The 18,072-nt window shown below is 72.2% G+C and carries 19 protein-coding genes; 14 read left to right on the forward strand and 5 right to left on the reverse strand.

The features are described from left to right. The first annotated feature begins 123 nt into the window (after positions 1–123). The 5 genes from AB0N07_RS20985 to AB0N07_RS21005 all read left to right on the forward strand — a co-directional run bounded on the left by AB0N07_RS20985 (position 124) and on the right by AB0N07_RS21005 (position 3,862). Positions 124–1,497, forward strand: a complete 1,374-nt coding sequence (locus tag AB0N07_RS20985) for a diaminopimelate decarboxylase (protein WP_365837107.1) — start codon at positions 124–126, stop codon at positions 1,495–1,497. Between the two features lie 169 nt (positions 1,498–1,666). Continuing rightward, positions 1,667–2,074, forward strand: a complete 408-nt coding sequence (locus tag AB0N07_RS20990) for a hypothetical protein (protein ID WP_365837109.1) — start codon at positions 1,667–1,669, stop codon at positions 2,072–2,074. Beyond that, positions 2,071–2,928: a transcriptional regulator gene (locus AB0N07_RS20995; RefSeq protein WP_365837111.1), complete on the forward strand. Its 858-nt coding sequence runs from the start codon at positions 2,071–2,073 to the stop codon at positions 2,926–2,928. The genes AB0N07_RS20990 and AB0N07_RS20995 overlap by 4 nt, the downstream gene beginning before the upstream one ends. 22 nt (positions 2,929–2,950) lie before the next feature. Beyond that, a complete protein-coding gene (locus AB0N07_RS21000) occupies positions 2,951–3,466 on the forward strand; it encodes a roadblock/LC7 domain-containing protein (RefSeq protein WP_365837113.1) in 516 nt (171 codons plus the stop codon). A gap of 21 nt (positions 3,467–3,487) precedes the next feature. Then, positions 3,488–3,862, forward strand: a complete 375-nt coding sequence (locus tag AB0N07_RS21005) for a hypothetical protein (RefSeq protein ID WP_365837115.1) — start codon at positions 3,488–3,490, stop codon at positions 3,860–3,862. Between the two features lie 12 nt (positions 3,863–3,874). Here the strand turns inward: AB0N07_RS21005 and AB0N07_RS21010 are convergent, their stop codons facing one another. The 3 genes from AB0N07_RS21010 to AB0N07_RS21020 form a co-directional block, all read right to left on the reverse strand. Beyond that, positions 3,875–4,468, reverse strand: coding sequence for a hypothetical protein (locus tag AB0N07_RS21010; RefSeq protein WP_365837117.1), 594 nt, complete (start codon positions 4,466–4,468; stop codon positions 3,875–3,877). 83 nt (positions 4,469–4,551) lie between these two features. Continuing rightward, positions 4,552–5,412: a MurR/RpiR family transcriptional regulator gene (locus tag AB0N07_RS21015; protein ID WP_365837119.1), complete on the reverse strand. Its 861-nt coding sequence runs from the start codon at positions 5,410–5,412 to the stop codon at positions 4,552–4,554. Beyond that, on the reverse strand, positions 5,409–6,926 hold the full coding sequence (locus AB0N07_RS21020; protein WP_365837121.1) for an aromatic amino acid ammonia-lyase: 1,518 nt from the start codon (positions 6,924–6,926) through the stop codon (positions 5,409–5,411). The genes AB0N07_RS21015 and AB0N07_RS21020 overlap by 4 nt, the downstream gene beginning before the upstream one ends. Positions 6,927–7,067: 141 nt before the next feature. Here AB0N07_RS21020 and AB0N07_RS21025 point away from each other — a divergent pair, with 141 nt between their 5' ends. From AB0N07_RS21025 to AB0N07_RS21055, 7 genes are all read left to right on the forward strand, one after another. After that, positions 7,068–8,102 carry an ABC transporter ATP-binding protein gene (locus AB0N07_RS21025; RefSeq protein WP_365837123.1) on the forward strand — a complete coding sequence of 345 codons (1,035 nt, stop codon included), beginning with the start codon at positions 7,068–7,070 and terminating at the stop codon, positions 8,100–8,102. Then, the gene (locus tag AB0N07_RS21030; protein ID WP_365837125.1) at positions 8,099–8,740 is read left to right on the forward strand and encodes an ABC transporter permease; all 642 of its coding nucleotides are present in this window, start codon (positions 8,099–8,101) and stop codon (positions 8,738–8,740) included. Before AB0N07_RS21025 ends, AB0N07_RS21030 begins: the two co-directional genes overlap by 4 nt. Before the next feature lies 1 nt (position 8,741). Beyond that, on the forward strand, positions 8,742–9,404 hold the full coding sequence (locus AB0N07_RS21035) for an ABC transporter permease (protein ID WP_365837127.1): 663 nt from the start codon (positions 8,742–8,744) through the stop codon (positions 9,402–9,404). Between the two features lie 12 nt (positions 9,405–9,416). Continuing rightward, positions 9,417–10,346 carry an ABC transporter substrate-binding protein gene (locus AB0N07_RS21040; RefSeq protein ID WP_365837129.1) on the forward strand — a complete coding sequence of 310 codons (930 nt, stop codon included), beginning with the start codon at positions 9,417–9,419 and terminating at the stop codon, positions 10,344–10,346. Between the two features lie 147 nt (positions 10,347–10,493). After that, positions 10,494–11,168: a carbonic anhydrase gene (locus AB0N07_RS21045; protein ID WP_365837131.1), complete on the forward strand. Its 675-nt coding sequence runs from the start codon at positions 10,494–10,496 to the stop codon at positions 11,166–11,168. Positions 11,169–11,199: 31 nt separating this feature from the next. After that, positions 11,200–12,801 carry a SulP family inorganic anion transporter gene (locus tag AB0N07_RS21050; protein WP_365837133.1) on the forward strand — a complete coding sequence of 534 codons (1,602 nt, stop codon included), beginning with the start codon at positions 11,200–11,202 and terminating at the stop codon, positions 12,799–12,801. A gap of 32 nt (positions 12,802–12,833) precedes the next feature. Then, positions 12,834–13,265: a hypothetical protein gene (locus AB0N07_RS21055; protein WP_365837147.1), complete on the forward strand. Its 432-nt coding sequence runs from the start codon at positions 12,834–12,836 to the stop codon at positions 13,263–13,265. A gap of 2 nt (positions 13,266–13,267) precedes the next feature. Here AB0N07_RS21055 and AB0N07_RS21060 read toward each other — a convergent pair whose 3' ends face one another. Beyond that, complete coding sequence (locus tag AB0N07_RS21060; RefSeq protein ID WP_365837135.1) at positions 13,268–14,029, reverse strand: SDR family oxidoreductase; 762 nt, start codon at positions 14,027–14,029, stop codon at positions 13,268–13,270. Positions 14,030–14,188: 159 nt separating this feature from the next. On the opposite strand from AB0N07_RS21060, the gene AB0N07_RS21065 reads away from it, so the two are divergent. Next, complete coding sequence (locus AB0N07_RS21065) at positions 14,189–15,043, forward strand: helix-turn-helix transcriptional regulator (protein ID WP_365837137.1); 855 nt, start codon at positions 14,189–14,191, stop codon at positions 15,041–15,043. A gap of 338 nt (positions 15,044–15,381) precedes the next feature. On the opposite strand, the gene AB0N07_RS21070 is transcribed toward AB0N07_RS21065, so the two are convergent. After that, positions 15,382–16,770 carry a cystathionine beta-synthase gene (locus tag AB0N07_RS21070; protein ID WP_365837139.1) on the reverse strand — a complete coding sequence of 463 codons (1,389 nt, stop codon included), beginning with the start codon at positions 16,768–16,770 and terminating at the stop codon, positions 15,382–15,384. A 149-nt stretch (positions 16,771–16,919) separates the two neighbouring features. On the opposite strand from AB0N07_RS21070, the gene AB0N07_RS21075 reads away from it, so the two are divergent. Continuing rightward, on the forward strand, positions 16,920–17,951 hold the full coding sequence (locus AB0N07_RS21075) for an SGNH/GDSL hydrolase family protein (RefSeq protein WP_365837141.1): 1,032 nt from the start codon (positions 16,920–16,922) through the stop codon (positions 17,949–17,951). Positions 17,952–18,072 lie beyond the last annotated feature (121 nt).

Raw genomic sequence — 18,072 nt, forward strand, 5'->3', positions numbered from 1 at the left:
TGCCGTTATTCACATCCTGACGTCCTGAATAGAACTAGTCAATACATTCGCGGGCCAGCGTGCGCCCACCGCAGATGTTTGGCTGGATGCACCAGGCACGAACGGCGAGGAACGGGGGACGTCATGGACGGCAGGCACGGCAGGGACGGGGCCGAGCGGGCGGCCCGGCGTGACGACGCGGTGCGGGCCGCCGTGGAGCAGGGGCTGCTGGGGCCCGGCACCCCCATCGTGGGTTTGCTCGACGTCACCGGCATCCGGGAGGCGGCCGCCGAGCTGCGGGCGGCGTTCGACGCGGTCACCGCGCCCGGCACGCCCGTGCTGCACGCCTTCGCGGTGAAGGCGAGCCCACTGGTGCCGGTACTGCGGCTACTACAGGCGGAGGGGATCGGCGCGGAGGTGGCGAGCCCGGGCGAGCTGGCGCTGGCGCGGGCGGCGGGCGTGCCGCCGAGCCACACGGTCCTGGACTCGCCCGCGAAGACCCCGGCCGAGCTGCGGGAGGCGCTGGCGCTGGGCATCGCCGTGAACGCGGACAACCCGCAGGAGCTGGACCGCATCGACACCCTGATGCGATCCGCGACCAGCCGCTCCCCGCTCGGGCTCCGGGTGAACCCGCAGGTCGGCGGGGGCTCCATCGAGGCGACGTCGACCGCGACGGCGACCTCGAAGTTCGGGGTGGCGCTGCGGGACGAGGGGGCGCGGGAGTGGGTCGTGCGGGCGTATGCGGACCGCCCGTGGCTGCGGCGGCTGCATGCGCACACCGGGTCGCAGGGCATTCCGCTCTCGCTGATGGTGCAGGGCGTGGCCGAGACGTATGCACTCGCCGAGGAGATCAACCGGCGGCTCGGGCGCCCGCAGATCGACACCCTCGACATCGGCGGCGGGCTGCCGGTGAACTTCGGCTCGGACGACACGACACCGACGTACGCGCAGTACGCGCGACTGCTGAGCGAGGCGGTGCCGGGGCTGTTCGACGGGCGGTACGGGCTGGTCACCGAGTTCGGACGGTCGCTGCTGGCCAAGCACGGCACGGTGGTGGCCCGGGTGGAGTACGCCAAGAGCGCGGGCGGGCGGCCGGTCGCGGTCACGCACGCGGGCGTGCAGGTGGCGACGCGGACGGTGTACGCGCCGGGAGCGTGGCCGCTCAGGATCGCCGCCTACGACGGCAAGGGGCACCCCAAGGAGGGCCCGGCGGTCGCGCAGGACGTGGCAGGGCCGGCCTGCTTCTCGGGCGACCTGCTGGCAGAGGGGCGGGCGCTGCCGCTGCTGGAGCAGGGCGACTACGCGGCGGCACTGGACACGGGCGCGTACTACTTCGCGCACCACTACGCGTACAACTCCCTTGCCCGGCCCGGGATCTACGGCTTCGCACCGGACGGGGCCGGGGGCATCGCCTTCGCGACCGTCCGGGAGCCGCAGAGCCTCGACGAGATCGTGGCCGAGTCGGGAGGGGCGCACGCGGACTCGCTCACCACCCTCCGGGCACCTGACCACCCTTGACGCACACCGGTGGATCTGATGGCCAACTAGGAGTGAATCAAGGCAAGTTGACCCACCTTAGTCCTCCGGCGCATGTTCCACTGGAAAATGCCAGAACGCTCACCCCTCGCGCACACGTTGCGTAGTTTCGGCATCACTCAGCCGAACCGCAGGCGGGAGGGGAGCCACGGTGCCCGGAATCGACGAGTGTCTGCTGGAAGCGATGCGACTGCCCGGTGCCCGGGGGGCCGCACTGATCGACTGGATGAGCGGGCTGGCCCTGGGCACCGTCGGCGAGTCGCCCGGCGGCGACCAGGAGGCGGCCGCGGTGGAGGCCGCCGAGATCGCCCGGCTGGCCGCCGAGCAGCGTGCGTTCGCACCGGACGACGATCCCGAGGACGGCGCGGCCGCAGACGCGGATCCGCCGGTCGAGGATCTGATCGTCAGCAACCGGGACAGCTATCACGTGCTGCGGTTCGTGGGGGCCTCCTTCGACGGCAGTGTGTTCCTGCACCTGTGGCTGGCCCGCGCGGAGGGCAACCTGGCGCTGGCCCGCATCCGGCTGGGCGAGATGGCCGAACGGCTGGTGCTGGCATGACCGCGGTCCGGACGGCCGAACCCCCGCGTCTGCCCGTACGCACCAAGACCGCGGCCGGCGGGCGCGGGTGGGGCGGTGTCTCCCCGATGCTGACCCGGCTCGCCGCCGAACAGGCGACCGGTGTCCTGGTCCGCGAGCGCGGCACGCTCCACCTGGCCGAGGGCCTGGTCGTACACGCCGACAGCCCGTCCGCACCCGGCCTGGACATGCTCCTCACGGCCCACGGAACGCTCTCCCCCGAGGCCTGGCAGCGGGCGCTCACGGAGGCGGACGACGGTCACAGCGTCGGCAGCCACCTCGTCGACGGGGGGCATCTCGCCTCCGGCGCCCTGGAGTTGTGCCAGCTGACGGCGCTGTACGACGCCGCGTACTTCGCGCTCGCCCCCAGCAGCACGCCCGGCCGCTTCCGCTACGGCAGCGCCCACCCGCTCGGCCCGATCCACCCGGTCCCGGTGGCCGCCCTGGAGCACGAGACGCTGCGCCGCCGCGACCTCCTCCACCGCATCTGGCCGGACCCGCGGACGGACGAGGCCCCCTTGATCCGCGCGGACCCCGTGGCGGCCCCCGCCCTCACCCGCCGCCAGCAGACGGTGCTGGACCGGGTGAACGGCAAGCGCACGGCACCCGACATCGCCCGCGAACTGGGCCGCCCGGCCTTCCACACCCTGGTGGACGTGCGGCGGCTGATGGCGGCAGGGGTCGTATCACCCCTGCCCGTTCCGGCACAGCCGAAGCCGGCCCAGCCGCCGCCCACCCGCGGCGAGCCACCCCCGCCGACCGGCCCCGAACAGCTGCCGCCCGATCCCCACACCATCTTGCTGAAGAGGCTCAGGGATGCGCTGGAGGCCCTTTGACTGGTTCGAGAGGAGACACCGGATGGCTGCCGACCCGCACATCCTCGAGGAGCTGCGCCGTCTGAGAGCCCGCGTCCCCCAGCTCACCGGCGCCCTCGCGACCGGCCTCGACGGGCGCGTCCTCGCCCACGACACCCCGGGCGTCGAGCCGAACGGCATGGCCGCGCTCGTCGAGACCGCGCACGGAGCAGCGGTGAAGCTGGCGGACGCGACGGGACAGGGCGAGTTCCGCGAACTGGTCGTGCGAGGCGCGTACGGCTATGTGGCGGCGTACGCGGCGGGCGGCGCAGCCGTGCTGACACTGCTCGCCCAGGACCGCGTGAACCTCGGCCGGCTCCTCCTGGAGGGCCGCCGGGCGGCCGCCCGCATCGGCGAGCTCGGCGACAGCCGTACGGCACCCGCCCACCAGAGCAGTCCGGCCAGCGAGGCCAAGGCGGCCAAACCGGAGAGCAAACCGGCCGCCCCACGGACCAGAACCCCGCGCGCACCACGCACCACAACCACCAACACCAACGCGCGCACCACCACGGAAAGTTGAGAGGAACCGAGGAGCACAGTCATGGCCAACACCGAAACCGCACTGAAAGAGGCGCTCGCCTCCATCGAAGGCGCCACCGGCGTCGCGCTCGTCGACTACACCAGCGGCATGGCGCTGGGCACGATGGGCGGCAGCAAGGGCTTCGACCTGAATGTCGCCGCCGCCGGCAACACCGATGTCGTCCGCGCCAAGATGCGCACCATGGAGCACCTCGGGCTCAAGGGCCAGATCGAGGACATCCTGATCACGCTGAACGACCAGTACCACCTGATCCGCCTGATCAGCGGCCGCGGCGGCAACGGTCTCTTCCTGTACCTGGTGCTGGACGCCAAGAGGTCCAACCTGGCGATGGCCCGCCACCAGCTGAGGAAGATCGAGGAGGAGCTCGAGGTCTGACCGACCGTCTCGCTATACGAGCGCCGCGGTGCGGCGTCGCGCTCCGCCCGGAGCCGCGTCGCCCGCCGCGATGCCCGTGCTGCGGTACGCCTTGACGGCCTTGCCGGCCGGGCGTCCGCCGTTCGCGGCGAGCCAGTCGACGCGTACCCACAGCAGGGCGTCGTCGGCCCGTTCGCGCCGCCCGAGCCAGGCGGCCTTCAGCCGCAGCCCGGTGCCGCACCCGGCGAGCAGCATGCCCCCGGCGGCCGGCACCGCGAACGCGCTGCCCACGGCCGCCGCGAAGGCGAGCAGCAGCCACCAGCGGTGCCCGCGGCGCCAGTTGCGCACGCTCACCGCGCGGTCCTGGAGCACGTCGTGCCTGCCGGCGCGGGCGGCCGCCCGGGCGAGCGCGGCGTACCGTTTGCGCCGCACGGTCGAGACGACCGCCACGGCGAGGAGGAACAGCGCGGCTCCCGCCAGCAAGCCGATCCGCCGCCCGGTCAGCCCCGGCACCAGCACTCCGACACCCGCCGCGAACACCCCGGCCCACCAAAGGGGTGCGGCCCCGGCCCGTACGACGACGGCCACCCGAGCCAGACCCTGGGCTCTGCCTTCTCCGCGTGCCACGTCCGTCTCCCGTCTCACGTCTGTGCGGCATCCGTGGGACGCACGCTAACGAGGCAACGTGAGACGAATCTGAAAACGCGGCCCTACTCCACGAACAGCCCCCGCGCCGCCGCCCGTACGTCGAACTCCTCCAGGCGGGCCTGTGCGTCCGGCAGGTCGTCGCACATCGCCTCCAGCAGGACGCGGCCGAGCAGCATCGGCGCGCAGGCGGTGTCGAACGCGAGGCCCGTGCCGACGGCGGCGGGCAGGAGCAGGTCGGAGACCTTGGCGACCGGCGCGAAGGCCGAGTCGGCGACCGTCACCACCGTCAGGCCGGCCTCCTTCGCGAAGGCCAGCGTGTCCACGACCTCGCGCGGATGCCGGGGCAGCGCGAAGCACAGCAGCGCCGTCGCCCCGGCCCGGACGGCGGCCTCGATGCGGTCGTGGATCATCGTGCCGCCCTCGTTGAGCAGCCGGACGTCCGGGTGGACCTTGGCGGCGAAGTAGCCGAAGCCGTAGGCCTGGGAGGCGGCGGCGCGCAGCCCGAGGACGGGCAGCGGCCGGGAGGCCGCCAGCAGCCGGCCCGCCTTCTGCACGGGCCGGGGATCGGCCAGCAGCTCCGCGAGGTGCCGGAGGTTCTCGATCTCGGCCTCCACGGCCTGCTGGTACTCGTTGTACGAGCCGGCGTCCGCGGCCTGTTCGGCGGGGGCGACCTCGCGCAGGTGCTTGCGGAGCGCCGGGTAGCCGTCGAAGCCGAGGGCGACGGCGAAGCGGGTCACGGACGGCTGGCTGACCCCGGCCAGTTCGGCCAGCTCCACACTGGACAGGAACGGCACGTCGGCCGCGCGCCGCACCATGCTGTGCGCGATGCGCCGCTGGGTCGGCGTCAGCCGGTGCCCCTCGAAGAGCGCCTGCAGCCGCCCCGCCGGACTGTCCACCACGCTCAGTTCCCTCTCCGTGCTCATGACCCGCTCCCCCTCCAGATGTCCGTGAACCGGTCCAGCAGTGCGGCCGCCGCCGTCACGTCGTCCGTCAGCGGCCGGTCGGCCTGGTCGGCCGCCAGTACCGACTCGGCGAGCTCCAGCGCCCGGCCCACCGGGAGGTCCGGTTCGGGCCGCAGGTCGCGCTGGCGCAAGGCACGTACGGCGGCGACCAGTTCGCAGCCCACGACGAGACGGTACGCGCGACAGGCGCGCAGTGTCTGACGTGCGGCGAGCGAGGCGAAGCTGGCCTGTTCCTCGACGCCCCGGGAGAGTACAGCGTGCCCGAGCGAGGCGGGAGCGGAGAAGGCCCGCAGATCACCGAGGGCGGCCCCGGCGGCGTACTCGAGGATCATCACGCCCGAGGAGGCGGGCACGTCGTCGGCGAGGAAGGGCCGCAGCCGGGTGAACGCGGGCTCGTTGAGCGTGGAGAGGCGGGAGGTCGACAGGCGGGCCACCTGGGTGAGCGACAGCCTGAAGTGGTCCAGGGCGAGGGCGAGTTGGGCCTGGTAGAAGCCGCCGTGGTGGTAGGCGGCCATGTCCTCGGGTGAGATCAGCGGGTTCTCGGCGGCCGCGTTGATCTCGATCGCCACGACCTCCTCCAAGTTGTCCGCCGCATCCAGCGCGGGGCCGTGGATCTGGGGCAGACAGCGGAAGCCGTACGGGTCCTGGATCCGGCCGAGGGGAGGCGTGGGCCGGTCCGCCGCGCCGATCAGCGCCCGCATCCGGCGGGCGACCTCGCTGGAGCCCCGGTGCGGGCGGGCGGCGTGCACGGGCGCGGCGTACGCCTCGTGCGAGCCGTCGACGGCGAGCAGGGAGAGGGCGGCGACGACCTGGGTGGCCTGTACCAGCCCGCGCAGTTCGTGCAGGGCGAGGGCGGCCTGACCGAGGGTGAGGGCGTTGCTGCTGATGAAGGCCAGCGCGTCGTTGTTGTCGAGGGGCTGGGGCTTGGGTGCGTTCGGCCCCCGCCAGGGATGCTCCCCGGCGAGTGCGAGGCCCGCCTGGGCGAGGGCCGCGATGTCGCCGGTGCCGACCGAGCCGAACTCGTTGACGACCGGGTGCGCCCCGCTCTCCAGCGCCTCGCACAGCGCGGTGACGACGGTGGGCCTGAGCCCTGCGCCACCCGCGAGGAGCTGGTTGGCGCGGACGGCGAGCATCGCCCGCACCTCCCGCGGGGGCAGCTCCTCGCCGATCGCGCCGGCGTGGCTGCGCAGCAGCCTGAGGCCGTGCTCGGCGGCCGCCTCGGTGGGCACGTCCTCGTTCCGGTTGGCGCCCACGCCGGTGGAGCGGCCGTAGACGCGCCCGGTCGCGGCGATCTGCCGGGCGGCGTCCCAGGACTCCTCGACGCGCCGCATCGCCTCGCTCCCGGGGACCGGCCGCGCGGTCCCGTCGGCGAGGCGCACGACGTCCACGACGCCGAGACCGACCCCGTCGAGGACGACGAGTCCGGCACCCCCGGAGAACGCCGCATGCGACATGTCCACGATCCGAGACGACATAAGGCGCAAACTCCCATCAATCCGGACACTGGATCTTGCTCTTCGGTCATCCGTTACCTCGGATTAACACCGAACCGTTGACAAGCTATTCAGATACCAAGAACTCTGCATGACGTTATACAGCCGGGCAAGGGACAACTCATGATCCAGTTCGACGCGGTCCACAAGCGCTTCCCCAACGGCACGACAGCAGTCCACGACCTCTCCCTGGACATTCCGGAAGGGGGCGTGACGGTCCTCGTCGGATCTTCCGGTTGCGGCAAGACGACCACCCTGCGGATGATCAACCGCATGGTGGAGCCGACCTCCGGGACCATCCGGGTCGGCGGCCGGGACGTCACGCGGCAGGACGCCGCCGAGCTGCGCCGCTCCATCGGGTACGTCATCCAGCAGTCGGGCCTCTTCCCGCACCGCACGGTGCTGGACAACATCGCCACCGTGCCGCTCCTGCTCGGCTGGGGCCGCCGGAAGGCCCGCGCCCGGGCCGCCGAGCTGCTGGAGACCGTCGGCCTCGCCCCCGACGCCGGCCGGCGCTACCCGCACCAGCTCTCCGGCGGCCAGCAGCAGCGCGTGGGCGTGGCCCGCGCACTGGCCGCCGACCCGCCCGTCCTGCTGATGGACGAGCCGTTCGGCGCGGTCGACCCGGTGGTGCGCACCCAGCTCCAGGACGAACTCCTGCGCCTGCAGAAGGAGTTGAGCAAGACCATCGTCTTCGTCACCCACGACGTCGACGAGGCCGTGCGGCTCGGCGACCAGATCGCGATCTTCCGCACCGGCGGCCATCTGGTGCAGTGCGCCCCACCCGCCGAGCTGCTCGCCCGCCCGGCCGACGACTTCGTGGCCGACTTCCTCGGCGCCGAGCGCGGCCTGAAGCTGCTCTCGCTGAAGACCCTCGCGGACGTACCGCAGGGCCCGGCCCCCGAGGGCGGCGCCTGGACCCTCGTACTCGACGAGGCACGCAAGCCCCGGCACTGGGCGAGCACGGACGCCGAGCTCCCCGTACGCCCGCTCAAGGACACCGACTCCCTGCTGTCGGCCCTCAACGAGTCGGTCGCCTCCCCCACCGGCCTGATCGCCCGCGTCGACGCGGGCGGCGTCCTCACCGGCGTCTCGTCCCGCGACGACATCCACCGGCACGCCGGCCAGGCGCACACGGAAGCCCGGGTGGCCGCATGACCATCGACTGGTCGTGGATAGGCGACCACACCGACGACCTCACCAGCCTCACGGTCTCCCACCTCCAGGCCGCTCTGACCGCCGTCTTCTTCGGCGTCCTGATCTCGCTGCCGCTCGCGGTGGTCGCGCACCGGATCCGCCCCCTGCGCGGCTTCCTGCTCGGCTTCTCGAACGTGCTGTTCACAATCCCGTCGATCGCGATCTTCGTGCTCCTGCTGCCGATCAGCGGCCTGACCCGCACCACCACGGTCATCGGCCTGACCGTCTACACCCTGGTCGTGCTGCTGCGGAACACGGTCGAGGGCCTCGACTCGGTCCCCGCCAGGACCAAGGAGGCGGCCAAGGCGATGGGCACGCGCCCGCTGCGCACGCTCCTCACCGTCGAGTTCCCGCTCGCGCTCCCCGTGATCATGGCGGGCGTCCGTATCGCGACGGTCATGTCGATCTCGCTGGTCTCGGTCGCGACCTACATCGGCGACGGCGGCCTCGGCCAGCTCTTCACCGACGGCTTCCAGCGCAACTTCCCGACCCCGGTGATCGTGGGCGTGGTCCTCACGATCCTCCTCGCCGTGGTCGCGGACGCCCTGCTGGTGGCCCTCCAGTACGCCCTCACCCCGTGGAAGAGGCGGCGAGCCTGAGATGTACGAACTCTTCAAGAACCTCGGCAGCTGGCTGACCAGCGGATCGCAGTGGACCGGCCCGGACGGCATCGCCCACCGCCTCGCCGAGCACCTCCAGTACTCGCTCCTCGCGACCCTCATCGCGGCCGCGATCGGCCTCCCCCTCGGACTGCTGATCGGCCACACCGGCAAGGGCGCGTTCGTCGCGATCAACCTGTCGTCCTTCGGCCGCGCGCTGCCGACCGTCGGCCTGGTCGTGCTGGTCTTCCTGGCCGGCGGCCTGTCGATGCTGCCGGTGTACGTCGCCCTGGTCGCGCTCGCGGTCCCGGCGATCGTCACCAACACCTACGCCGGGATGACGGCCGTCGACCCGGACGTCCGCGACGCCGCCCGCGGCCAGGGCATGCGCGGCCACCAGGTCCTGTTCCAGGTCGAACTGCCCCTCGCACTCCCCCTGATCATGACGGGCCTGCGCCTGGCGCTGATCCAGGTCGTCGCCACGGCCACGATCGCCGCGTACGTCTCCTTCGGCGGCCTCGGACGCTACGTCTTCGACGGCCTCGCCCAGCGCGACCTCGTGCAGGTGCTGGGCGGCGCGGTGCTGGTCGCCCTGGTCGCCGTACTCCTCGACCTGCTGCTGAGCACCCTCCAGCGCTTCCTCTTCCGCCACCGCACCGCCTAGGGAACACAGACCATGAACCGACGCACCCTCATCGGCGGCCTGTTCGCGGCCGCCTCCGTCCCCGCCCTCTCCGCCTGCGCGAGCGGCATCACCTCCCTCGACGGCCAGGGCTCCGCCTCCGGTGGCGGCGGCTCCAGCAAGGGCGGAGTCACCATCGGCACCGCCAACTTCACCGAGAACCAGGTACTCGGCTACCTCTACGCGGCCGTACTCCAGCAGGCCGGCGTGAAGGTGAAGGTCCGCCCCAACCTCGGCACCCGCGAGATCGTGATCCCCGCACTGAAGAGCGGAGACATCGACCTGCTCCCCGAGTACCAGGGCGCCCTCCTCAACTACCTCGCCCCGAAGGACGATTCGGCGGAGCCCGGCACCATGCAGAACGCGCTCACCCTGGCGATGCCCAGCGGCCTCCAGGTCCTGCCGTACGGCCAGGCCGCCGACTCCGACTGTTTCGTGGTCACCCGTCAGACGGCCCGGAAGTACGGCCTCGCCTCCCTCGCCGACCTGGCGAAGCAGACCGGCAAGCTGGTCATCGGTGCCGCGCCCGAGGTGAAGAAGCGCAGGGTGGGCGCGATCGGCCTGAAGGACGTCTACGGCGTGGAGTTCAAGGAGTTCAAGTCGCTCGACTCCGACGGCCCGCTGGTCAAGGGCGCCCTGAAGAAGGGCGACGTGGACGTGGCGAACCTCTTCACCACCGACACCGACATCGCCGCCAACGACTGGGTGGTGCTGACCGACCCCAGGAACCTCATCCCCAGCCAGCACATCGTCCCGCTCATCGCCGACCGCAAGGCCGACGACAAGGTCCGCAAGGCCCTCGCCAGGCTCGGCAACGTCCTGACCACCGCCCAGCTCACCCAGCTCAACAGCCAGGTCGACAACGACAAGAAGGACCCGGAGGACGTGGCCAACGCGTACGCCAAGCAGCACGGGCTCGTCTGATCAACAGATGAAGAGATCAAGAGGGGGTATCCGGGCGGCGATGATCTGACGACGAATCAACCAAGTGTCCTTAAACGGGCACTCAGGGTGACTGATCGCATGCATACGGTGAATGTGCGCTATCGGCACAACACCTGAGGATGCGTCATGGCCTCGAACCGCAGGGCCTTTCTCGCCGCCACCGCCGTCGGCGCGCTGGCCGCCGCCCCCGCGTCGGCGGCCCCCGCCGACCCCGACGCCCGGCCCCGCCCGCCCGTCACCGCCCGCTCCGCCCTCGCCGACCTGCTCGCCGGCAACCGGCGCTACGCCACCGGCAATTCCCGCCACCCGCACGAGGACAACGGGCTGCGGCACGCACTGGCGGCCGGACAGCACCCGTTCGCGGTGGTGGTCGGCTGCATCGACTCCCGCGTGCCGCCGGAACTCGTCTTCGACCAGGGCCTCGGAGACCTGATCTGCATAAGGACGGCCGGCCAGGTGCTGGACGAGGCGGTGCTCGCCTCCATCCAGTACGGCGTCCAGGAACTGCACATCCCGCTGGTGCTGGTGCTCGGGCACGAGCGCTGCGGGGCGGTCGCGGCCACGCTGGACCACCTGCGCACGGACGCCCCGGTCCCCGGCCATCTGGAGCTGCTGGTGGACGAGATCGCCCCGGCCGCCCTGCGCACCCGGCACCTGCCCGGCGACTGGGCCGAACACACCATGCGGGCCAACACGGTCTGGGTACGCGACGCCATCCGTGCCGACCCGGCGTTCACGTCGGCGCACATCACGGCGGCCCGCTTCGACCTCGACACCGGGCTGGTCTCCCTGCTGCCCTGAACCACCTGCCACCCCCTCACGAAGAAGACCCATGAACCCCCCTCGCTCGGCCCTCTCCGTCCTGCCCTCCCGCACCGACCTCCGCTCCATGACCCGCGCTCCGCGGCGCGACCTGCTCTGCGGCCTGACCGTCGCCGTCGTCGCCCTCCCCCTCGCCCTCGGTTTCGGGGTCACCTCCGGGCTCGGTGCCGCCTCCGGGCTGATCACCGCGATCGTCGCCGGGTCGCTCGCCGCGCTCCTCGGCGGCAGCGCGCGCCAGGTCAGCGGCCCCACCGGCGCGATGACCGTCGTCCTCGTGCCGATCGTGCACCACTACGGCGCCGACGGCGTCCTCACGGTCGGCCTGCTCGCCGGGCTGATGCTACTGGGGCTGGCCTTCGCCCGGGCCGGATCCGCCATGGCGTACGTGCCCGCGCCCGTGATCGCCGGTTTCACCATCGGCATCGCCGCAGTGATCTCCCTGCAGCAGGTGCCGAACGCGCTCGGCGTGCCGCTGCCGCACGGCGAGCAGGTCGCGGTCGTCGCGGCGCGGGCGGCCGAGGAGTTCGGCGCCGCCCCGCACTGGCCTGCCCTGCTGCTCGCGCTCGGCTCGGCGGCGCTGATGGTGGCGGGCGCCCGCTGGAAACCCACCGTGCCCTTCTCCCTCGCCGCCGTCGCCGCGGCGACGGCCGTGGCCGAGGCCCTGCACCTCCACGTCACCCGCATCGGCTCGCTCCCGCCCTCCCTGCCGGCGCCCTCCTTCGCCTTCCTCGACGTCACCCGCATCCCCTCCCTCCTCGCGCCCGCAGCCGCGGTCGCCGCGCTCGCGGCCCTGGAGTCCCTCCTGTCCGCTTCCGTGGCCGACGGGATGCGCCCTGGTGAGCGCCACGACCCCGGCAAGGAGCTCTTCGGGCAGGGCATCGCCAACCTCGCGGCCCCGCTCTTCGGCGGCGTCCCGGCGACGGGCGCGATCGCCCGCACCGCCGTCAACGTCCGCACCGGCGCCGCCTCCCGCCTCGCCGCCCTCGCGCACGCCGTGATCCTCGCCGGGATCGTCGCGGTCGCCGCCCCGCTGGTGGGCCGTATCCCGCTGGCCGCGCTGGCGGGCGTCCTGCTCGCGACCGCCGTACGGATGGTGGAGACGGACGCGGTACGGGCCATGGCCCGCGCGACCCACGGCGACGCGCTGGTCCTGGTCCTCACCGCGGCCTCGACGCTCGCCCTGGACCTGGTGCGGGCCGTACTGATCGGTCTCGGGGTCTCCGTCCTGCTGGCTCTGCGCGCCGCCGTCCGCGGCACCCGCCTCACGCCCGCCGCGGTCGACGAGGTGCCCGGCGGGGCGGGCACGGTGACGTACCGCTTCGACGGACCGCTGCTGTTCGCCGCCGCCCAGCGCTTCCGCCGCAGCCTCGCCGACGTGCAGGGTGTCGCGGCCGTCGACCTGCGCCTGTCGGGGCTCACGGCGGTGGACGCGACCGGCGCGATGACGTTGAAGGACGTGGTCGGCGAGCTGCGCGGCCGCGGTATCGAGGTCAGCATCAGCGGGGTCGGCCAGGACCACCGCAGGGTCCTGGAGTCGTTCGGTGTCCTCCCGGCCGGCCCCAGCCCCGACAGGGGGGCTATCCCCAGTGCGGTGAGCGCCCCGGCTCCCTAACGTGGGTTCCCATGACGGGAATGGAGACGGGGATGGACGCGCGGGACGCCGAAGTCAAGAAGGAACTCAACGCCACCCTCCAGGCACGCAGGGAACTCGGCGACGAGTACGAGTCGGCGCTGGTCGACTCGTTCCTGGAGAAGGTCGACCAACGCATCGACGGCGCGGTCGAGCGCCGGGTGCGCCGGCAGCTCGCCGAGCAGCAGATGGTGGTGGCCCGTGGCTCCCGGGCGCCGAAGCCGCCGACGGACTCCTGGGGCGAGCGCTTCGGCTTCGGGATCGTCTCGCTGGTCCTGGCGATCCCGCTGTCCGCGATCGGCGGCGGCATCGGCCATCTGGCCGGACTGTTCATCACCTGGGCCGGCATCGTCGGCGTGAACGCCTTCCAGGCCGTCCGAGTCAACGCCGACCTCTTCGGCCGCCGTCGCCGCTCCACCAAGGACGAGGACCGCTGGGAGGACTGACCTCACACCTGCCGGGTCGGCAGCACCACGATCTGCCGCAGGTTGACGTGCCGGGGACGGCTGCTGACGTAGGCCACGACATCGGCGACCTCCTCGGCCGACAGCGAGCCCAGCGCCTCGACCATTCCCAGCACCTGCTCCTGCAGCGAGTCGCTGTCGATGTGCTGTGCCAGCTCGGTCGCGGTCAGCCCGGGCTCGATGTTGGTGACGCGCACGTCACGCGGCCCGAACTCACCGCGCAGGGACTGCGAGATATAGGTGACGGCGGCCTTGGTCGCCCCGTACACCGCGTAGTTGGGGAACGTGATGTGCGCGCCGACGGACGAGATGTTCACGAGGTCCGCGGTACGGCCGTCCGCGGCCGCGCCCACCAGATCGGCGGTGAAGGCGCGGATCACCCGCAGCACACCGCTGACGTTGGTGTCGAGCATCCGCTGCCACTCGTCGACCCGCCCGTCGTCGACGGGGTTCGGCAGCATGACACCGGCCGAGTTCACGACCAGGTCGACGGTGCCGTAGGCGGCATGGATCCGCTCGACGGCCGCGTCCACCGACCCGCCGTCGGTCACATCGGCGACCACGGCGAGCACCTGCCCGCCGTTCGCCCGGATCTTCTCGACGATCCCGTCCAGCCGTTCACGGCGCCGCGCCAGCAGCGCGACCCTGGCGCCCTGCGCCGCCAGCAGTACGGCAACGGCCTCACCGATCCCGCTCGCGGCCCCGGTGACGACAGCGGTACGGCCGGCCAGCTTCTCGTACGACATGAGTGCTCCTTGGCAAGGAAGTTCGAGGGAAGCCGTCCGGGCATCTGCCCGGCGACACCAACCACCTTGCGCCGCCGCTCGGGCCCTACCCAGGGATGAACTTTTCCTGGGTCTGCCAGTACCAGGTTCGAATTCCGCCACTCCCCTACGATCGAACCCATGGACGGGGACCTCGGAGATTTCCTGCGCTCGCGCCGCGCCCGTATCCAGCCCGAGGAGGTGGGGCTGGCCTCGCACGGACGGCGCCGCGTGCCCGGCCTGCGCCGGGAGGAGGTGGCGCAGCTGGCCGGAGTAAGCGTCGACTACTACATCCGGCTGGAACAGGGCCGTGGGCCTGGGGGCCCCTCCCGGACGAAGTCTGGGGGAGTCTCGGACGCGGTACTGGACGCCATCGCGCGCGTCCTGCGGCTGGACGGGGAGGAGCACGCGTATCTGTACGCGGTGGCCCGGCCGCAGAAGAAACGCGAGCGGCGCCGGACCGCGCCCCGGGTCCGCCCCGGCATCCAGGTGCTGCTCGACGGCATGGCGCGCAACCCGGCGTTCGTCCTCGGGCCCGCCATGGACGTCCTGGCCTGGAACGCGCTCGCCGACGCCCTGAGCGGCTTCAGCCGGATGCCGCCCGCCCGGCGCAACATCGTCCGCCACCTGTTCCTGGACCCCGACGGCCGTGACGTCTACCCCGACTGGGCCGCGGTCGCCGCTCAGACCGCCGCCCATCTGCGGTTGAACGCGGGCGCCCGACCCGACCACCCCGGCCTGCGCGACCTCGTCGGCGAGCTCTCCCTCAAGAGCGAGGACTTCCGCCGCCTGTGGGCCGACCACCAGGTCAAGGCGTGCATGTACGGAGTCAAGCGCGTCCGGCACCCGGTCGCAGGCCTGCTGACCCTCCCGTACGAATCCCTGTCACTCCCGTCGGAACCGGACCAGACGATCGTGGCGTACACCCCGGAACCGGGTTCGGAGACGGCGGAGAGGCTTGCCCTGCTGGGTAGTTGGGCCACTACGGGCGCATAGCCCCGCAGAAAAAGGTGTGCGCGGGGACCGCCGCACCCCCGTTGCCGGGGGGCGGGACGACGGCGGTCCCCGCGAGGGACGCTGACCGGGTCAGGGCCGGGTCTCACGTCCGGGCGTCCATGGAGGTCCGGGAGCCGCTCCGGAGGTCCTTGGACGTTTCGGTGCCGGCCGGGGCGGGGAGCCGCTCCCGCCCTGCCGACACCCACTAATGTGCCGGACCCGTGTTAAGCGTGTGCTGCGTGGACGTGACACGCTCGTACCACTTCAACGAAGTCCACCACTTCGGTAGGCAAACGAAAGTTCGCCTCCGGCACCCGCCGTTCACCGGACGTTTGCCGCTACTTCCCGCCCTTGGCGAGGAAGGCCAGCAGGTCCTGCCGGCTGACCACGCCGGTCGGCTTGCCCTCGACGAGGACGATCGCCGCGTCCGCGGCGCCGAGCACGGACATCAGGTCGCCGACCGGTTCGCCCGAGCCGACCTGGGGCAGCGGGGCGGACATGTGCTTCTCCAGCGGGTCCTCCAGGGAGGCCCGCTTGGTGAACAGGGCGTCGAGCAGCTCGCGCTCCACGACCGAGCCCACGACCTCGGCGGCCATCACGTCCGGGTGGCCGGCGCCCGGCTTCACGATCGGCATCTGCGAGACGCCGTACTCGCGCAGCACCTCGATGGCCTGCCCGACCGTCTCGTCCGGGTGCATGTGGACGAGCGACGGGATGGCGCCGTGCACCTTGTCGTTCAGGACGTCGGCGACGCGGGCGCTCGGGCCCTCGTCCTCCAGGAAGCCGTAGTCGGCCATCCACTCGTCGTTGAAGATCTTGCTGAGGTACCCGCGTCCGCTGTCCGGCAGGAGCACCACCACGACGCCGTTCTCGTCCAGCCGCTCGGCGACCCGCAGGGCGGCCACGACCGCCATGCCGCAGGAGCCGCCGACGAGCAGTCCCTCCTCCTTGGCGAGCCGGCGGGTCATCTGGAAGGAGTCCTTGTCGGAGACCGCGACGATCTCGTCGGCGACGGTCCGGTCGTAGGCGGTGGGCCAGAAGTCCTCGCCCACACCCTCCACGAGGTACGGCCGCCCGGAGCCGCCCGAGTAGACGGACCCCTCGGGGTCGGCGCCCACGACCTGGACCTTGCCGTCGCTGGCGTCCTTCAGGTACCGCCCGGTGCCGGAGATGGTGCCGCCGGTGCCCACACCCGCCACGAAGTGGGTGATCTTCCCCTCGGTCTGCTCCCACAGCTCGGGGCCGGTGGAGTGGTAGTGGGAGAGCGGGTTGTTGGGGTTGGAGTACTGGTCGGGCTTCCACGCTCCCGGCGTCTCACGCACCAGCCGGTCGGAGACGTTGTAGTACGAGTCCGGGTGCTCGGGGTCGACGGCCGTCGGGCAGACGACGACCTCCGCCCCGTACGCCCGCAGCACGTTGATCTTGTCGGTGCTCACCTTGTCGGGGCACACGAAGATGCACTTGTACCCCTTCTGCTGCGCCACGATGGCCAGGCCGACGCCGGTGTTCCCGCTGGTCGGCTCGACGATCGTCCCGCCGGGCTTGAGCGCGCCGCTCTCCTCCGCCGCCTCGATCATGCGCAGGGCGATGCGGTCCTTCACGGAGCCGCCGGGGTTGAAGTACTCGACCTTGGCCAGGACGGTCGCCCGGATGCCCTTGGTCACGCTGTTGAGCCTCACCAGCGGGGTGTTGCCGACGAGACTGATCATCGAGTCGTGGAAATGCACCGTTGTCTCCGGATGCTTGCAAAAGAAGTGGTCGGGATTGTCCCGCCAGCCTACGGCCCGGGAGGGCCGTTCACTTGTCGTTGAGATTGGCGAACGGCCGGTACGGGGCAAGGAGTGGATGTACGGCTTCGAGGAGGTGGCGGCGACGTATGACGAGCATGTCGAGGGCGAGGGTGGCCCGGCGGATCGCGGCCGGCGCGGCATACGGCGGTGGCGGGATCGGCCTGGCCGGAGCGGCCGCCGTCGGTCTGCTGCTGGCGGAGGTCCGGATGGCCAGGCGCCATGTGGGCAACGGCTCCGGCGGCCGGGTCCCCGTGGCGGACGGCCTGTACGGCACCACGTACGCCACCACCCCCGACGAACCGCCCCTGCGCCTGACGATGCTCGGTGACTCCACGGCGGCGGGGCAGGGCGTGCACCGAGCGAGCCAGACGCCGGGCGCACTCCTTGCCTCCGGGCTGTCCGCGGTGGCGGAACGCCCGGTGGAACTCCACAACGTGGCCCTCCCGGGGGCCACGTCCGACGACCTGGACCGCCAGGTGGCGCTGGTCCTGGCCAATCCCGCGCTGGTGCCGGACGTCTGCGTGATCATGATCGGTGCGAACGACGTCACCCACCGGATGCCGCCGACCCGTTCGGTCCGTCACCTCTCGTCGACGGTACGGCGGCTGCGGACGGCCGGTGCGGAGGTGGTGGTCGGCACCTGTCCCGACCTGGGCACGGTGGAGCGGGTCCAGCAGCCCCTGCGCTGGCTGGCCCGCCGCGCCTCCCGCCAGCTGGCGGCGGCCCAGACGATCGGCACGGTGGAACAGGGCGGCCGCACGGTGTCGCTGGGCGACCTGCTCGGCCCGGAGTTCGAGGCGAACCCCCGCGAACTCTTCGGGCCCGACAACTACCACCCCTCGGCCGAGGGGTATGCCACGGCGGCGATGGCGGTGCTGCCGACCGTCTGCGCGGCCCTGGAACTGTGGCCGGCCGAGGAGGAGCGCCCCGACGTCACGCGCCGCGAAGGCTTCCTGCCGGTGGCCAAGGCAGCCGCGGAGGCCGCCTCGGAGGCGGGCACAGAGGTCACGGCAGCGATGCCGACGGGACCGCGGGGTCCCTGGGCCCTGCTCAAACGGAGGCGCAGGCGCCGGGTCCCGGAACCGGACCGCGCCCCCGTACAGCAGCCGTCCCAGTGATCTCGCCCCCGCCGCCCCTACCCGTCCCGTACCGGGGGCCAGCCCCCGGACCCCCGCTCCTCAAACGCCGGAGGGGCTGATTTTTCGCCGGCCGGGGTTTGATCTTTTCAGCCCGTCCGGC

Origin of the sequence: Streptomyces sp. NPDC051172 (assembly GCF_040682555.1) — a bacterium.
GTDB lineage: Bacteria > Actinomycetota > Actinomycetes > Streptomycetales > Streptomycetaceae > Streptomyces.

Excerpts from the sequence above, each read along its gene's own strand:
- AB0N07_RS20985 (WP_365837107.1), top strand. The coding sequence starts at position 124 with ATGGACGGCAGGCACGGCAGGGACGGGGCCGAGCGGGCGGCCCGGCGT.
- AB0N07_RS20995 (WP_365837111.1), top strand. The coding sequence starts at position 2,071 with ATGACCGCGGTCCGGACGGCCGAACCCCCGCGTCTGCCCGTACGCACC.
- AB0N07_RS21000 (WP_365837113.1), top strand. The coding sequence starts at position 2,951 with ATGGCTGCCGACCCGCACATCCTCGAGGAGCTGCGCCGTCTGAGAGCC.
- AB0N07_RS21005 (WP_365837115.1), top strand. The coding sequence starts at position 3,488 with ATGGCCAACACCGAAACCGCACTGAAAGAGGCGCTCGCCTCCATCGAA.
- AB0N07_RS21015 (WP_365837119.1), bottom strand. The coding sequence starts at position 5,412 with ATGAGCACGGAGAGGGAACTGAGCGTGGTGGACAGTCCGGCGGGGCGG.
- AB0N07_RS21020 (WP_365837121.1), bottom strand. The coding sequence starts at position 6,926 with ATGTCGTCTCGGATCGTGGACATGTCGCATGCGGCGTTCTCCGGGGGT.
- AB0N07_RS21025 (WP_365837123.1), top strand. The coding sequence starts at position 7,068 with ATGATCCAGTTCGACGCGGTCCACAAGCGCTTCCCCAACGGCACGACA.
- AB0N07_RS21030 (WP_365837125.1), top strand. The coding sequence starts at position 8,099 with ATGACCATCGACTGGTCGTGGATAGGCGACCACACCGACGACCTCACC.
- AB0N07_RS21035 (WP_365837127.1), top strand. The coding sequence starts at position 8,742 with ATGTACGAACTCTTCAAGAACCTCGGCAGCTGGCTGACCAGCGGATCG.
- AB0N07_RS21040 (WP_365837129.1), top strand. The coding sequence starts at position 9,417 with ATGAACCGACGCACCCTCATCGGCGGCCTGTTCGCGGCCGCCTCCGTC.
- AB0N07_RS21045 (WP_365837131.1), top strand. The coding sequence starts at position 10,494 with ATGGCCTCGAACCGCAGGGCCTTTCTCGCCGCCACCGCCGTCGGCGCG.
- AB0N07_RS21050 (WP_365837133.1), top strand. The coding sequence starts at position 11,200 with ATGAACCCCCCTCGCTCGGCCCTCTCCGTCCTGCCCTCCCGCACCGAC.
- AB0N07_RS21055 (WP_365837147.1), top strand. The coding sequence starts at position 12,834 with ATGGACGCGCGGGACGCCGAAGTCAAGAAGGAACTCAACGCCACCCTC.
- AB0N07_RS21060 (WP_365837135.1), bottom strand. The coding sequence starts at position 14,029 with ATGTCGTACGAGAAGCTGGCCGGCCGTACCGCTGTCGTCACCGGGGCC.
- AB0N07_RS21065 (WP_365837137.1), top strand. The coding sequence starts at position 14,189 with ATGGACGGGGACCTCGGAGATTTCCTGCGCTCGCGCCGCGCCCGTATC.
- AB0N07_RS21075 (WP_365837141.1), top strand. The coding sequence starts at position 16,920 with ATGACGAGCATGTCGAGGGCGAGGGTGGCCCGGCGGATCGCGGCCGGC.